Origin of the sequence: Sphingomonas pituitosa NBRC 102491 (assembly GCF_001598435.1) — a bacterium.
In the GTDB taxonomy this organism is placed as follows: Bacteria; Pseudomonadota; Alphaproteobacteria; order Sphingomonadales; family Sphingomonadaceae; genus Sphingomonas; species Sphingomonas pituitosa.
In genome coordinates this window covers 53,741-67,047 of the sequence record NZ_BCYY01000001.1, presented here as the reverse complement: position 1 = coordinate 67,047, position 13,307 = coordinate 53,741, and the positions used below count along the sequence as shown (strand labels likewise).

Sequence of the window (13,307 nt, the reverse complement as noted above, 5' to 3'; positions counted from 1 at the left end):
TCCCGGCGGAAGCCGGGATCCATGCCCTGGCGGTCTCGGCTCGATCTGGAGCCTCGAGGCGCCTGGATCCCGACTTTCGTCGGGATGACGGGAGGAGGAAGTGGCGGACCGCTACGCCGCCAGCCAATCCTTCAGCGCGGCCCGGGCGCGATCGGTGTACATCCGCTTGCGATCGGCCTTCTTGGTGCGGCCCTCGATCGGCGGGAACAAGCCGAAATTGACGTTCATCGGCTGATAGGTCTCGATCTCCGCCTCGCCGGTGATGTGCGAAAGGAGTGCGCCCAGCGCCGTCTCGCGCGGCGGTGCCGGCAGTTCGGTGCCCGCGATCTCGGCGGCAGCGAAGCGCCCGGCGAGCATCCCGATCGCCGCGCTCTCGACATAACCTTCGCAGCCGGTGATCTGGCCGGCGAAACGGATGTTCGGCGCGCTCTTCAGCCGCAGCGTCCCGTCCAGCAGCTCGGGCGAGCGCAGGAAGGTGTTGCGGTGCAGCCCGCCCAGCCGGGCGAATTCGGCATTCTCCAGCCCCGGGATCGTCCGGAACAGCCGCACCTGCTCTGCATATTTGAGCTTGGTCTGGAAGCCGACCATGTTCCACAGCGTGCCGCTGGCATTGTCCTGGCGCAGCTGCACCACCGCATAGGGCCAGCGGCCGGTGCGCGGATCGTCGAGCCCGACGCCCTTCATCGGCCCGTAGCGCGGCGTATCGAGCCCGCGTTCCGCCATCACCTCGATCGGCATGCAGCCTTCGAAATATGGGACGTTCTCCCACTCGCGGAACTCGGTCTTCTCGCCGGCCATCAGCGCGGCGTGGAACTCGAGATACTGTTCCTTCGACATCGGGCAGTTGATGTAATCCTTGCCCGATCCCTTGTTCCACCGGCTCTGGAACCAGGCGATGTCCATGTCGATCGACTCGCGGTGGACGATCGGCGCGATCGCGTCGAAAAAGGCGAGGCTGTCCTTGCCCGTCGCCCGACCAATGCTCTCGGCCAGCATCGGCGCGGTGAGGGGGCCTGTCGCGACGATGGTGCGGCCCTCGCTCGGCAGCGCATCGACGCGCTCGCGGACGATGGTGATGTTGGGATGCTGCTCCAGCGCCGCGGTCACGCCGTCGGCGAACCCGTCGCGATCCACCGCCAGCGCCGAGCCGGCGGGAACCTTGTGGATATCGCCCTGGGTCAGGATCAGCGAGCCGAGCGCGCGCATCTCCTGGTGGAGCAGCCCGACCGCGTTGCTGTCGGCATCGTCCGAGCGGAAGCTGTTCGAGCAGACGAGTTCGGCCAGCCGATCGCTCTGGTGCGCGGGGGTCATCTCGCCCGAGCCTCGCATCTCCGACAGGCGGACCTTGTGCCCGGCCTGCGCCAGCTGCCACGCGGCTTCCGAACCGGCGAGGCCGCCGCCGATGATATGGATGTCGTGGCCGGGCATGGGCATACTCTAGCTGTTGCAATGGGGAAGCAGGCGGACATAGTCCCCGCGGCTCATCGCGCAACCCCCGCCGCCGGGACTGCGGCCTCCGCCCGTTTCGCGATCACCGCCAGCACATTGTCGGAGACGTCGCCAAGGAACAGCTCACCCCAGAGCCTTGCATACCAGTTCACCGGTGTGCGAACCCAATAGCGCGTCGTCAGCGTCAGCCGCGTGCGGCCGTTCCCCAGCGGCTCCAGCGTGTATCCGCCGTCCGTAATTCGATAATAGGCACTGTCGGGCATCAGGTGGCGGTCCTGCAGCTTCCAGCCGTCCATCTCGTCCTTGTCGAAGCGGAAGCGCCACCACAGCCGCCTGCCGGGCTGCCAGTCGGTGATCACTTCCTTGAACGAGAGCCCCTGCTGCCAGCGGACATAGCGGATCGCGCCCCGCCCGGTGCCGGCCAGCCTGGCGCTGACCGGGCGGGGCAGGCGGATCACGTCCTGCGAGAGGTTCCAGGTGCCCTCGTCGGGCGCCACCATTCCAACACCCCGCGCCAGCGGCCAGATCGCCGCGGGATCCGCCGCCACCACGATCGATCGGCGCACCACCGCCTCGGCGACCGGCAGCGGCACATAGGGCTCGACCTGCATTGCCAGCACCGGCACGATCAGCAGCGCGGTGGAGCGCAACCCCTGTCCCGCATCGTCGTCGCGCGGGCCGAAGCAGCGCCATGCCAGATACCCGCCGAGCGTACTGAGGCCGAACCAGATCGGCGCGAGCATGACGATGCAGAGGATACCTTCGTACAGGAACACGATCGAGGTCGACACCACTGCAGCCAGCATGACCACGGGGATCTTGCGGACATAGAAGGCACGCGAGCGCTCGCGAAACGGATCGGCAAGGCCGAGGACGAAGGCAGTCGTCGCGGCGGGCAGGATCACCAGGAACGAGAAGCTGATCAGCCCGCTCGGATTGGCTGCGGTCAGTAGCAGATAGACGGCGAGGCAGAAGGCTAGGCCCGCGGCGAGCGCGCACGCGATCCTGATCGCCGCCCTAAGGCGACGTGGAGACAGTTCGGTCATCATGAACTCCTTTCGGCGCGTCCGGGCGTTATCCGTCGCGCTTGCCGGGGAGGAAGGTTGCGATCTTGCGGCCCAGCTTCATCAGCGTGACCAGGGTGGGCTTGGGTAGCTGGCGCATCTGATCATACCAGTCGCCGAGCGTGGTGATGAACGTGTGCATCCGCGTGATCCGCTCGCGGAGCTGCTCGGGGGCGGTTTTATCCGTGGCAAGCCGCTCGGAGAGCTCCGCCAGCAGCGCCAGCGTCGGGTCGATCTCGCGGCGCTTGCGCTCGGCGGAGATGCGCAGCAGCAGCTCCCACAAGTCGGTCTCGGCGACGAAATGATCGCGGCGATCGCCTTCGATATGGACCCGCCTGACAATGGCATACGCCATCAGCTCCTTGAGCGCGGTGGAAATGTTGGAGCGCGCGAGACCCAGCGCCTCGGCGATGTCTTCGGCAGGCAGCGGTGCGTTGGAGAGATAGAGCAGCGCATGGATCTGCGCGACCGAGCGGTTGACCCCCCAATGGGTGCCCATCTCCCCCCAATGGAGGATGAAGGCTTTGGCATCGGGGTGGTCGCTGATCACGCTGCTTCCTCTATTTCTGTAATTTCAGAAATTACATGATTCGGGAACGACGTCAATGCGGCGCGTGCGATCGACGCGCGATTGCGGCGAAGCGCGCGCGCCATGCATTCTTCGCCAAAAGGAGTTGCGATGAAGATCTTCACCATTGGCTATGAAGCGACGACGATGGCCGAGTTCCTCGCCGCGCTAACCGGAGCCGGGGTCGAGCGCGTGATCGACGTGCGGGCGCTTCCGCTATCTCGGCGACCCGGCTTCTCCAAATCGACGCTCGCGGCGAGTCTGGCCGATGCCGGGATCGACTATGTCCATCTCAAGCAGCTCGGCACGCCGAAACGGGGACGCGATGCGGCGAAGAAGGGCGACGTAGCGACGCTTCGGGAGGTGTATGACGTGCAGCTCGGTCTGCCGGAGGCGCAGGCGCAGGCAGCCCGGATGCGCGCGCTCGCGGCCGAGAAGCGGAGCGCGCTGCTCTGCTATGAGCGCGATCCGTGCCATTGCCACCGCACGCTGCTGCTCGAAGCGGAGGGCGCGGGGGCGGAGGTGGTCGACCTCTACGCCGGACCGACTCTCCAAAAAGGCCGGGGCAGCCGCAAACGGCTGCCCCGCTAGTTCGGGGAGAGTCGACGCGAGGGGGAACAAAACGCGCCGACCCGGTCCCTCTGCCGCCGCCATGTTGCAACCGCGTGTCGCTTCGTTGCGGCTGCGCGGGAAATTTGTGGCATCCGACCCTGGAAGGCTTCGTTAACCATCAAATCTTAAGATAATTTCCGTCGCGTTTACCCCCTCGCAACGCCTGGGAGTGCAAAGCGGGGCCCAATGCACGCCAGTGGAGCGCTTATGGGTATCGCGGCACGACTGTATCAGGACGGACGCTGGGCCGAACGGCACGCCGTCGAGCTGGAAGCGACGCTGCGCGATTCGGACTGGGCGCCGGTCGACGTGACGATCGAGGACCTGTCGCATGGCGGCTTCCGCGTCGTCGCGGGCGCCGAGCTCAAGGTGGGCGACGCGATCGCGCTCGGGATCGCCGGCATCGGCACGCGCGAGGCAAAGGTCGTGTGGGGTACCGCCGGCATCTATGGCTGCGAATTCGTGGCACCGTTAACCGACGCCGACCTGCGCACCGCCGTCTCCGGGCCCGTGGCGACGCCGATCGCTTTTCCCAAGACGCCGTTGCCAACGCCGCAGGCAACGCCGCCGGTGGTCGAGGGCTGGCGTGCGCCAGCCCAGGAGGAGAAATTCTCGGTCCGCACCCGCCTGGCGATCATCGTCGGTAGCGCGGTGCTAGCCTGGATGCTGGTGTTCGCGCTGGGCTATGGCCTGTGGGCGCTGGCGGGGGCGCTGCTCCGCTGAGCAACGCCTCGCGCTGAGAACGCCCCGCCGGGGATCAGGCCGCAGCCTTGCGGCGCTCGGCCATCTCGTCGTTGAGCATTTCGGCGAGCAGGAACGCCAGTTCCAGGCTCTGACCCGCGTTGAGGCGCGGATCGCAATGCGTGTGGTAGCGATCGGCCAGCCCCTGCTCGGTGATCGCGATCGCGCCGCCGGTGCACTCCGTCACGTTCTGCCCGGTCATCTCGGCATGAATGCCGCCGGCGAAGGTGCCCTCGGCCCGGTGAACGGCGAAGAAGCCGCGCACTTCGGCCAGGATACGGTCGAACGGCCGCGTCTTGTAGCCGTTCGCCGCCTTGACGACGTTGCCGTGCATCGGGTCGCAGCTCCACACCACCGGATGCCCCTCGCGCTTCACCGCGCGGACCAGCTTGGGCAGCCCCGCCTCGATTTTGTCATGGCCATAGCGGGTGATCAGCGTCATCCGGCCGGGGATGCGACCCGGGTTGAGCGTATCGAGCAGCCGCAGCAGCGCATCGGGCTCGAGGCTGGGCCCGCACTTCATGCCGATCGGGTTGCCGATGCCGCGCAGGAACTCGACATGGGCCGAATTCTCGAAACGCGTGCGGTCGCCGATCCACAGGAAGTGTGCCGAGGTATCGTACCAGTCGCCGGTCAGACTGTCCTGCCGGGTCAGCGCCTGCTCATAGGGGAGGAGCAGTGCCTCGTGGCTGGTGTAGAAATCGGTGCGCTTCAGCTGCGGCACGGTATCGGGGTTGATCCCGCACGCCTCCATGAAGTCGAGCGCCTCGCCGATCCGGTCCGCCACGTCGGCGAACTTGGCCGACCAGGGGCTCTTGCCCATGAAGTCGAGCGTCCATTTGTGGACCTGGTGCAGATTCGCATAGCCGCCGCCCGCGAAGGCGCGCAGCAGGTTCAGCGTCGCTGCCGACTGGCTGTAGCCCTGCACCATCCGCGCCGGATCGGGGATCCGCGATTCGGGCGTGAAGGCGATGTCGTTGACGTTGTCGCCGCGGTAGCTCGGCAGCTCGACGCCATCGATCACCTCGGTATCGGCGGAGCGCGGCTTGGCGAACTGGCCCGCCATGCGGCCCAGCTTCACCGTCGGCAGCTTCGACGCGAAGGTGAGCACCACCGCCATCTGTAGGATCACGCGGAACGTGTCGCGGATGTTGTTGGGATGGAATTCGGCGAAGCTTTCGGCGCAGTCACCGCCCTGAAGCAGGAATGCCTCGCCGCGAGACACCTTGGCGAGCGCACCGGTAAGGTCGCGCGCCTCGCCGGCGAAGACCAGCGGGGGATAGCTGCTCAGTTGTCGCGTCGCCGCGTCGAGCGCACCCTGGTCGGGATATTGCGGCATCTGGCGCGCTTCGGCGCGCGTCCAGCTATCGGGGGTCCAGCTCGCCATTGCACTCTCCACGTCGCGGACGGCGACGTGCCAGTCCGCATGATCGGCGATTCCCATCGCCGCAATCTGGTTCATCACCTTGGTGTTGGCGCGCTTGCCGTCGGTTTCCCAGCCCTGCACCGTGGAGCCGGGCGTGTCGAACCAGGCGCCGAATGCGGCCCGGGTAAGGGCACGTTCTTCGCGGTACAGGCGGATCTTGGAAGCAGCTAGCGTCGTCATGGGCAGGGCCTTACCCGCGCGGGGTAAATTGATGCAAGCGAATTCTTACCCCGTCGGGGTAACGTTGCGCGCACGAATTGCACGGGGTGTACGGGCGGTGTAGCGGGCGAGCCGATGCAGCACTTCGAAGCACAGGCGCAGGACCTCGCAGGCCTGGCGGCGCGCGGCCGGGAACGGCGGCTGATCAGCCGTGAGGGCGCCGATTTCGCGTCCAATGACTATCTCGGCCTCGCCAACTCCCCACTGCTGCGCGCGGCGGTGGAGGCGGCGCTTGCCCGTGGGGTGCCGATCGGATCGGGCGGATCGCGACTGCTCCGCGGCAACCATCCCGAACACGAAGCGCTGGAAGCCGAAGCCGCTGCGTATTTCGGTCGCGAGTCAGCGCTGTATTTCTCCAGCGGCTATGCGGCCAACGCGGCGTTGCTGGCGACCTTGCCACAGCGCGGCGACCTCGTCCTGTTCGACGCACTCGTCCACGCCAGTGCGCATGAGGGCATGCGGCTCGGGCGGGCGGAGATACGGCAGGCAGCGCACAACGACGTGGGCGCCTTCGCCGATGCGATCGCCGGCTGGCGGCGCGACGGCGGGACGGGGCGCGTGTGGATTGCCGTCGAAAGCCTCTACAGCATGGACGGCGACGTCGCCCCGCTTGCCGCGCTGGCGGCGCTCGCCGAGGCCGAGGGCGCGATCCTGCTGGTCGACGAGGCGCACGCCACCGGCATCTACGGGCCGCAGGGCCAGGGGCTCGCTTATGGCCTCCCGACTGCGAACCTGATCACGCTGCACACTTGCGGCAAGGCGCTTGGCTGCGAAGGGGCGCTGATCACCGGCCCGGCGATCGTCCGCGACTTCCTCGTCAACCGGGGCCGCGCCTTCATCTTCTCGACCGCGCCGTCGCCGTTGATGGCGGCTGCGGTTCGCGCCGCGCTGCGGATCGTCGCGGCGAGCGATGCGCTGCGCACCGGGTTGTTCGAACGGATCGCAATGGCCCGCCATGCGCTCGGTCCGCTCGGCGTGTCCGCCGGCGAGACTCAGATCCTGCCGCTGATCCTCGGTGACGACGTGCGCACCATGGCGATTGCCGGGGCGCTGCAGGAAAGCGGGTTCGACGTCCGCGGCATCCGTCCGCCGACCGTGCCCGCGGGCACCTCGCGCCTGCGCATATCGATCACCAACAACGTCTCGCATGCCGACATCGCCGCGCTCGCGGAACGGCTGGCAACGTTGATCCCCGCAACCGAGCCCATTGCAGCATGACCCAGACCTTCATCGTCACCGGTACGGACACCGGCATCGGCAAGACCGTGTTCGCCGCCGCGCTCGCCGGCGCGCTCGGCGCCCGCTACTGGAAGCCGATCCAGGCGGGGGTGGACGACGGCAGCGACAGCGAGCGCACCGCGCTGCTTTCCGGCCTGCCCGCCGGGCACATCCTGCCCGAAGCCTATCGCCTGGTCACGCCCTGCTCGCCGCACCGCGCGGCCGAAATCGACGGTGTGGCCATCGATACCGATCGCCTCATGCTGCCGGTAGTGGAAGGCCCGCTCGTGGTGGAAGGCGCCGGCGGTGCGCTGGTGCCGGTCACCCGCGAAATCCTCTACGCCGATCTGTTCGCCCGCTGGTCCAGGCCGGTGGTGCTGGTCGCGCGCACCGCGCTCGGCACGATCAACCACAGCCTGCTTTCGATCGAGGCATTGCGCGCGCGCGGCGTTCCGATCCACGGTGTCGCGTTCGTCGGCGAAGCCGTCGAGGACAGCGAGGCGACGATCGCCGCGATCGGCAAGGTCAGGCGGCTCGGCCGGCTGCCGCTGCTCCCTGATCTTACACCCGACGCGCTGGCGCGGGCGTTTGCCGATGCCTTCGATCTGGCGGACTTCGCCTGATGTCGTCGGTCTGGCATCCCTTCACCCAGCATGGCCTGGGCGAGCCGATCCCGATGGTCAGCCACGCCAGGGATGCGGTGATCCACACCGCCGACGGCCGCAGCTTCATCGATGCGGTCTCGTCCTGGTGGGTGACGACGCACGGGCACTGCAACCCGCGCATCATGGCGGCGATCGCCGAACAGGCGGGCAAGCTCGACCAGATCATCTTCGCCGGCTGGACGCACGAACCGGCTGAAATGCTGGCCGCGGGCTTGCGCGCGATCCTGCCGGACGCGCTCGAACACGTGTTCTTCAGCGACAGCGGCTCAACCGCGGTCGAAGTCGCACTCAAGATGGCGCTCGGCTATTGGCACAATCGCGGCGAGGACCGGCAGCGCCTGCTGGTCCTCGAACACAGCTATCACGGCGACACGATCGGGGGCATGTCGGTCGGCGCGCGCGGCGTGTTCAACCGGCCGTACCAGCCGTTGCTGTTCGACGTCGGCACGATCCCGTTTCCGGTTGCTGGCACGGAACAGGCGACACTCGATGCGCTGGAGGCTGAATGCCGGGCCGGCGCCGCGGCGTTCATCGTCGAGCCGCTGGTGCTGGGGGCAGGGGGCATGCTGTTCTACACGCCCGCGCTCCTCGCCGAGATGCGCGCGATCTGCGCCCGTCACCACGTGCTGTTCATTGCCGACGAAGTGATGACCGGCTGGGGCCGCACCGGCACGCTCACCGCCTGCGAGCAGGCCGGTGTGGTGCCCGACATCCTCTGCCTGTCCAAGGGCATCACCGGCGGCGCGATCCCCCTCGCGGTGACGCTGGCGACCGCGCCGATCTTCGAGGCGCACTGGTCCGAGGACCGGGCGCGGATGTTCTTCCATTCCTCCAGCTACACCGCCAACCCGATCGCATGCGCAGCGGCCGTCGCGAACCTTGCGATCTGGCGCGACGAGCCGGTGCTGGAGCGGATCTCCCGGCTCGGGGCGTGGCAGCAGGCGGCGCTCGACGGGCTCGCCGACCTGCCCGGCCTGGTCGGCCATCGTCGCATGGGCACGATCGCCGCGCTGGAGATCGAGCAGCCTGAGAACGGCTACCTCTCCGCCATCGCGCCTCGGCTGATGGCGTTCGCGCGCGAAAACGGCGTGCTGCTCCGCCCGCTCGGCAATACGGTCTATGTGATGCCGCCCTACAGCATCACGCGCGAACAGCTGGCGCAGGTCTGGGAGCTGGTGCCGGCGTTCCTCGGCCGCTGATCAGCGGCGCGGGTAGCGCTGGGCGAACTCGGTGTCACTCATCAGCAGGTAACGGATCGCGTCGACGAAGGCCCAGATGCCGGTGATCAGCGCGCCGACGATGGTACAGGTGAGCAGCAGCATCACCACGCCCGAACCGGTGCGGCCCAGATAGAAGCGATGGATGCCGAGCGTGCCGAGGAAGAAGGCGAGCACCGCCGCCACGACCTTGTTGCGCGGCTCGCCCACCGGCGCCGGCGTCGCGCCGCCTTCGAGCAGGCGGAAGATGCGGCGGGCTCGCTTGCCGTCGACGTCGAAATCGACCGTGGCACCGACCGCGGGCTGGCGGCTGTCGCTCCAGTCTTCCTGGGTGAAGACATAGCGGCTGCCGTCCTCGCCCGAAATCTGGCCCTCACCGCTCGACCGATCGACGCCCAACACTTGCCCGCGCATTGCTTCCCCCGAAAAACGTCGCGTTTGTGGCGGAGGTTGCGGCTGCAACGCAAGCGAAATCCCTTGCCTGCCGGTTAAGAGCTCCGCGATTACAGCGCCGGCTTCCAGTCCCATCCGAGCGGATCGCCGTCCATCACCTCGATCCCAGCGGCCGCGAGATCGTCGCGGATTCGGTCGGAGCGCTGGAAGTCCTTCACCACCCGGGCTTCCTTGCGCTCGACCAGCAGGTCGGAGATTTGCTCGGGCGTGATCGCCGCGCCCTTGGGCTGCATGCGCAGTTCCTCCCGGGTCAGCTCGGAAAGCCGCAGCCCCAGCACCTTGTCGAACTCGGCGAGCGCTGCCAGCCGGTCGGCGGGCGACGTGCGCTTGTCCGCGAGCAGTTCATCGAGGACCGGCAGTGCCTTGGGCGTGTTGAGGTCGTCCGATACCGCCGCATCGAGCTTGTCCAGCCATGCGGCCGGGGCGGTGCCTTCGCCCTCGGCGCGTGCCTTTAGCGCGGTGACCGTCATCACCAGCCGCTTCAGGCGGGTAAGCGCCGCCGCGAGGTTCTCGGCCGAAAACTCCAATTCGCTGCGATACTGCGCCTGGATGCACAACAGGCGATAGGCGAGGGGGTGGACGCCCGCGTCGATCAGCGACTGCAGCGTGGTGAACCCGCCCTTGGACTTGGACATCTTTCCCTGGCGATCGACCAGGAAGTTGTTGTGCATCCAGAACTTCGCGCCGGTATCGCCGCAGCCGCAAAAGGCCTGGTTCTGCGCGATCTCGTTCGGGTGGTGGATCTCGCGATGGTCGATGCCGCCGGTGTGGATGTCAAACGGGGCGCCGAGATACTGGATGCTCATCACCGAGCATTCGAGATGCCAGCCCGGCGCGCCCTTGCCCCAGGGCGAATCCCATTCCATCTGGCGCTGCTCGCCGGGCGGCGACTTGCGCCAGATCGCGAAGTCCTGCGGGTGGCGCTTGCCGTCGACCGGGTCGATCCGGCCCTCCGCCGCGTCATCGGCGGCACCGGCCAGCCGGCCATAGTCGGGCACGGTCGACACGTCGAAATACAGGCCCGACTCGAGCTCGTAGCAATGTTCCGGCGCGATCTTCTCGGCGAAGGCGATCATCTGCTGGATATGATCGGTCGCGACCGACCATTTGCTCGGTTCGACGATGTTGAGGTCGGCGATGTTCTGCTTGAACGCGGCGGTATAGTGCGCGGCGATGTCCCAGATGCTCTTGGCCTGGGCGCGGGCGGCGGCTTCCATCTTGTCGTCGCCGGCATCGGCGTCCGAGGTAAGGTGTCCGACATCGGTGATGTTGATGATGTGGGTGAGCGGATAGCCCTTCCAGCGCAGCACCCGGCTCAGCGTGTCGGTGAACACATAGGCGCGCAGATTGCCGAGATGGGCGTAGTTGTAGACCGTCGGCCCACACGAATAGACGCGCACGCCCTTGTCTGGATCGAGCGGCTGGAACGGCTCGAGCGAACGGGAAAACGAATTGTAGAGCGTCAGCGGGGCGTCATGCATGGGACTGCGCATAGCGAACAAAATGCGCGCGACAAACCCGGCACGGTCGGCGCGGCGTCAGTCGGCGAGGGCGGGCGCCTCGGCGATCGCCGCGTTGACCATCGCGCTCCAGATACGCGCGGGATCGTCCCCGGCGGTGCGGCCTGCCTCGATCATCGTCATGGTGGGCTCGCGCAGCGTGCGCAGGACGGCAAGGGCGCGGTCGGTCTCGCGCGACCAGATCGTGTCGACGATCTCGCTCACCGGCCGGCTGAGCTCGCCCGCGCCTTCGGCGTTGGGGCTCAGCATCTCAGCGGCGATCACCCGGGCGATTCGCTCGATCGGCGAGGTGGAGGCGATGCTGGTCATGGTTCAGGCCGCCAGGGGCGGATGGGTGGGGCGGGCGTGGAGCGCGCTGCCGCCGACGGCACCGTGATGCAGTGGCAAGGCCGTTCCGCAAAAGGCGCACTCGGCCGTCATCCGGCCGACCATCCAGTGCGACTGGCCGCAGCCGGGGCAGGCATTGGTCTCGTGCGGGCGATAGGCCATGCGAGTGCCGGTCAGCGCGCGGCGGATGCCGAAATCGTACATGCGGGCGGTTCCCTCCAGTAGGCCGAAAGAACGTTTCCCAGGTGTCATGGTTCCGCGCGGACGTTGCGGGAGGTGCGTCCCGATCCGGGCCAATCGATTAGCTGAACATGAGCTAACGAGCGCATTCAGGCTTCCAACAGTCGCTTTGTGCGAATCAGCCTTCAGACGGCGGCACCAGCTGCCACCGCGAGGAGATGAAGACATGAAGAAGTTTCTGATCGGCGCCACGATGGCTGCTACGCTGATGACCGGTTCGATCGCCGCGACCCCGGCGGCCGCTCAGGACTGGGGCTATCGCGACGGCTATAGCCACTACGACCGCGAGTATCGCGGCGATTACCGGGACTATCGGGATGCGCGGGAGTATCGCGATTATCGCGACGAGCGTCCGCGCTACGCCTATCGCAACCGCAACTACCGTCAGCGCTGCAGCGACGGTACCACGGGCACCATCCTGGGCGCGATCGCGGGCGGTCTGCTGGGCGGCGAGATCGGCCGCGGCAGCTCCTATCGCCGCAGCGGCACGGGCACGATCATCGGTGCGGGCGCAGGCGCGCTGGCTGGCCGCGCGATCGACGGCGGCGATTGCCGCGGCCGCCGCTAAGCACGGCTGACAACGGGGAAAGGGCGTTCGCTGCACGGGGCAGCGGGCGTCCTTCGCATGTCTGCAAGAGGAAGAAGGGCGCCCGCTTGCGCCATGTGGAGGCCCGAGCCGGAATCGAACCGGCGTATACGGATTTGCAGTCCGCTGCGTCACCACTCCGCCATCGGGCCATCCGGAGGTGAGGCGGGGCCAATGCCCTTGGGGACGGGGCAATGTCAACAGAGTTTCAAAATAACGTCGCTCTCGCTTGGCGAGTCCCCAACGGCACGATAGAAGCCTCGGGATAGCAACAAGTGTATTGCACAACTAATACGGTTGTGCGACAAGCGGAGTGATGATGGCCCTTATGGTCGACCCTGCGCCCCTCGAAGCGCCCCGTTTCGAAGCGATGCGCCACGCCATGGTGGCGAGCCAGCTGCGTACCAACGCGGTGAACGATCCTCGTGTGGTGACGGCAATGTCGCAAGTACCACGTGAAGTGTTCCTGCCGCCCGAGCAGCGCGCGCTCGCCTATCGCGACACGCTGCTGCCGCTCGGCAACGGCCGTCGCCACGATTCGCCACTGGCGACCGGCCGGCTGCTTACCGAAGCGGAATTGCAGCCGAGCGACCATGTACTGCTGATCGGCGCGGCCGGCGGCTATGCTGCGGCGCTGCTGTCGACGCTGGTTGCCTCGGTCGTCGCGCTCGAGGAAGAACCGGCGCTGCTCGCGATCGCGCGGGGCGGCCTTGCCGGGGCGGCGAATGTCGAGCTGGTCCAGGGCCCGCTCAACGCTGGATGGGCTGCGCATGGGCCCTATGATCTGGTGGTCATCGACGGCGCCGTCGAGGAACTGCCGCAGGCGATCATCGGCCAGGTCAAGATCGGTGGCCGCGTGGTTTCGGGCGTGATCGACCGCGGCGTGACGCGCCTTGCGCTCGGCCGTCGAACCGAAGGGGGCTTCGGTCTTGTCGATTTCCTCGATATCGAGGTCGCGACGCTGCCGGGCTTTGAAAAACCGAGAAAATTTACCTTTTAACC

General features: G+C 67.3%; 15 protein-coding genes and 1 tRNA gene. 7 read left to right on the top strand and 9 right to left on the bottom strand.

Annotated features, from left to right (window positions below):
* Positions 1-111: 111 nt before the first annotated feature.
* The 3 genes from trmFO to SPI01S_RS00280 are packed head-to-tail and all read right to left on the bottom strand — an operon-like array spanning position 112 to position 3,063.
* Entirely contained in the window at positions 112-1,428 is a 1,317-nt protein-coding gene (gene trmFO / locus SPI01S_RS00290; protein WP_066716447.1) for a methylenetetrahydrofolate--tRNA-(uracil(54)-C(5))-methyltransferase (FADH(2)-oxidizing) TrmFO, read from the bottom strand.
* A 53-nt stretch (positions 1,429-1,481) separates the two neighbouring features.
* Positions 1,482-2,495: an SRPBCC family protein gene (locus SPI01S_RS00285; RefSeq protein WP_066717556.1), complete on the bottom strand. Its 1,014-nt coding sequence runs from the start codon at positions 2,493-2,495 to the stop codon at positions 1,482-1,484.
* Positions 2,496-2,523: 28 nt separating this feature from the next.
* On the bottom strand, positions 2,524-3,063 hold the full coding sequence (locus SPI01S_RS00280) for a GbsR/MarR family transcriptional regulator (RefSeq protein WP_373278287.1): 540 nt from the start codon (positions 3,061-3,063) through the stop codon (positions 2,524-2,526).
* 129 nt (positions 3,064-3,192) lie between these two features.
* On the opposite strand from SPI01S_RS00280, the gene SPI01S_RS00275 reads away from it, so the two are divergent.
* Both SPI01S_RS00275 and SPI01S_RS00270 read left to right on the top strand, forming a co-directional pair.
* Positions 3,193-3,672 carry a DUF488 domain-containing protein gene (locus SPI01S_RS00275; RefSeq protein ID WP_066716444.1) on the top strand — a complete coding sequence of 160 codons (480 nt, stop codon included), beginning with the start codon at positions 3,193-3,195 and terminating at the stop codon, positions 3,670-3,672.
* Between the two features lie 228 nt (positions 3,673-3,900).
* Positions 3,901-4,416 (top strand): PilZ domain-containing protein, encoded by a 516-nt coding sequence (locus SPI01S_RS00270; protein WP_066716442.1) that lies wholly within the window; start codon positions 3,901-3,903, stop codon positions 4,414-4,416.
* A 34-nt stretch (positions 4,417-4,450) separates the two neighbouring features.
* On the opposite strand, the gene SPI01S_RS00265 is transcribed toward SPI01S_RS00270, so the two are convergent.
* Positions 4,451-5,821 (bottom strand): class II 3-deoxy-7-phosphoheptulonate synthase, encoded by a 1,371-nt coding sequence (locus SPI01S_RS00265; RefSeq protein WP_174539058.1) that lies wholly within the window; start codon positions 5,819-5,821, stop codon positions 4,451-4,453.
* Positions 5,822-6,154: 333 nt separating this feature from the next.
* Between SPI01S_RS00265 and SPI01S_RS00260 the strand changes: the two genes are divergently transcribed.
* Genes SPI01S_RS00260 through SPI01S_RS00250 form a run of 3 tightly spaced genes read left to right on the top strand, consistent with a single transcriptional unit; the run spans position 6,155 to position 9,161 of the window.
* A complete protein-coding gene (locus tag SPI01S_RS00260; RefSeq protein WP_066716430.1) occupies positions 6,155-7,297 on the top strand; it encodes an 8-amino-7-oxononanoate synthase in 1,143 nt (380 codons plus the stop codon).
* Positions 7,294-7,920 carry a dethiobiotin synthase gene (bioD, locus tag SPI01S_RS00255; protein WP_066716427.1) on the top strand — a complete coding sequence of 209 codons (627 nt, stop codon included), beginning with the start codon at positions 7,294-7,296 and terminating at the stop codon, positions 7,918-7,920. Before SPI01S_RS00260 ends, bioD begins: the two co-directional genes overlap by 4 nt.
* The gene (locus SPI01S_RS00250; protein WP_066716425.1) at positions 7,920-9,161 is read left to right on the top strand and encodes an adenosylmethionine--8-amino-7-oxononanoate transaminase; all 1,242 of its coding nucleotides are present in this window, start codon (positions 7,920-7,922) and stop codon (positions 9,159-9,161) included. The genes bioD and SPI01S_RS00250 overlap by 1 nt, the downstream gene beginning before the upstream one ends.
* Here SPI01S_RS00250 and SPI01S_RS00245 read toward each other — a convergent pair whose 3' ends face one another.
* From SPI01S_RS00245 to SPI01S_RS00230, 4 genes are all read right to left on the bottom strand, one after another.
* Positions 9,162-9,593: a TM2 domain-containing protein gene (locus SPI01S_RS00245; protein ID WP_066716421.1), complete on the bottom strand. Its 432-nt coding sequence runs from the start codon at positions 9,591-9,593 to the stop codon at positions 9,162-9,164.
* Between the two features lie 89 nt (positions 9,594-9,682).
* Entirely contained in the window at positions 9,683-11,113 is a 1,431-nt protein-coding gene (gene cysS / locus SPI01S_RS00240) for a cysteine--tRNA ligase (RefSeq protein WP_245653408.1), read from the bottom strand.
* A 57-nt stretch (positions 11,114-11,170) separates the two neighbouring features.
* Entirely contained in the window at positions 11,171-11,461 is a 291-nt protein-coding gene (locus SPI01S_RS00235; protein ID WP_066716417.1) for a hypothetical protein, read from the bottom strand.
* Positions 11,462-11,464: 3 nt separating this feature from the next.
* Positions 11,465-11,683, bottom strand: a complete 219-nt coding sequence (locus tag SPI01S_RS00230; RefSeq protein WP_066716415.1) for a hypothetical protein — start codon at positions 11,681-11,683, stop codon at positions 11,465-11,467.
* A gap of 202 nt (positions 11,684-11,885) precedes the next feature.
* Here SPI01S_RS00230 and SPI01S_RS00225 point away from each other — a divergent pair, with 202 nt between their 5' ends.
* Positions 11,886-12,287: a glycine zipper 2TM domain-containing protein gene (locus SPI01S_RS00225; protein ID WP_066716411.1), complete on the top strand. Its 402-nt coding sequence runs from the start codon at positions 11,886-11,888 to the stop codon at positions 12,285-12,287.
* Positions 12,288-12,383: 96 nt separating this feature from the next.
* On the opposite strand, the gene SPI01S_RS00220 is transcribed toward SPI01S_RS00225, so the two are convergent.
* Positions 12,384-12,457, bottom strand: a tRNA-Cys gene (locus SPI01S_RS00220).
* Between the two features lie 164 nt (positions 12,458-12,621).
* Between SPI01S_RS00220 and SPI01S_RS00215 the strand changes: the two genes are divergently transcribed.
* Complete coding sequence (locus SPI01S_RS00215; RefSeq protein WP_245653407.1) at positions 12,622-13,305, top strand: protein-L-isoaspartate O-methyltransferase family protein; 684 nt, start codon at positions 12,622-12,624, stop codon at positions 13,303-13,305.
* Positions 13,306-13,307: the final 2 nt, after the last annotated feature.

What these genes read in the sequence shown, in the direction of transcription:
- SPI01S_RS00275 (WP_066716444.1), top strand. Translation starts at nt 3,193, where the DNA reads ATGAAGATCTTCACCATTGGCTATGAAGCGACGACGATGGCCGAGTTC.
- SPI01S_RS00265 (WP_174539058.1), bottom strand. Translation starts at nt 5,821, where the DNA reads ATGGCGAGCTGGACCCCCGATAGCTGGACGCGCGCCGAAGCGCGCCAG.
- SPI01S_RS00270 (WP_066716442.1), top strand. Translation starts at nt 3,901, where the DNA reads ATGGGTATCGCGGCACGACTGTATCAGGACGGACGCTGGGCCGAACGG.
- SPI01S_RS00215 (WP_245653407.1), top strand. Translation starts at nt 12,622, where the DNA reads ATGATGGCCCTTATGGTCGACCCTGCGCCCCTCGAAGCGCCCCGTTTC.
- SPI01S_RS00245 (WP_066716421.1), bottom strand. Translation starts at nt 9,593, where the DNA reads ATGCGCGGGCAAGTGTTGGGCGTCGATCGGTCGAGCGGTGAGGGCCAG.
- bioD (WP_066716427.1), top strand. Translation starts at nt 7,294, where the DNA reads ATGACCCAGACCTTCATCGTCACCGGTACGGACACCGGCATCGGCAAG.
- SPI01S_RS00250 (WP_066716425.1), top strand. Translation starts at nt 7,920, where the DNA reads ATGTCGTCGGTCTGGCATCCCTTCACCCAGCATGGCCTGGGCGAGCCG.
- SPI01S_RS00285 (WP_066717556.1), bottom strand. Translation starts at nt 2,495, where the DNA reads ATGACCGAACTGTCTCCACGTCGCCTTAGGGCGGCGATCAGGATCGCG.
- SPI01S_RS00235 (WP_066716417.1), bottom strand. Translation starts at nt 11,461, where the DNA reads ATGACCAGCATCGCCTCCACCTCGCCGATCGAGCGAATCGCCCGGGTG.
- cysS (WP_245653408.1), bottom strand. Translation starts at nt 11,113, where the DNA reads ATGCATGACGCCCCGCTGACGCTCTACAATTCGTTTTCCCGTTCGCTC.
- trmFO (WP_066716447.1), bottom strand. Translation starts at nt 1,428, where the DNA reads ATGCCCGGCCACGACATCCATATCATCGGCGGCGGCCTCGCCGGTTCG.
- SPI01S_RS00230 (WP_066716415.1), bottom strand. Translation starts at nt 11,683, where the DNA reads ATGTACGATTTCGGCATCCGCCGCGCGCTGACCGGCACTCGCATGGCC.
- SPI01S_RS00260 (WP_066716430.1), top strand. Translation starts at nt 6,155, where the DNA reads ATGCAGCACTTCGAAGCACAGGCGCAGGACCTCGCAGGCCTGGCGGCG.
- SPI01S_RS00225 (WP_066716411.1), top strand. Translation starts at nt 11,886, where the DNA reads ATGAAGAAGTTTCTGATCGGCGCCACGATGGCTGCTACGCTGATGACC.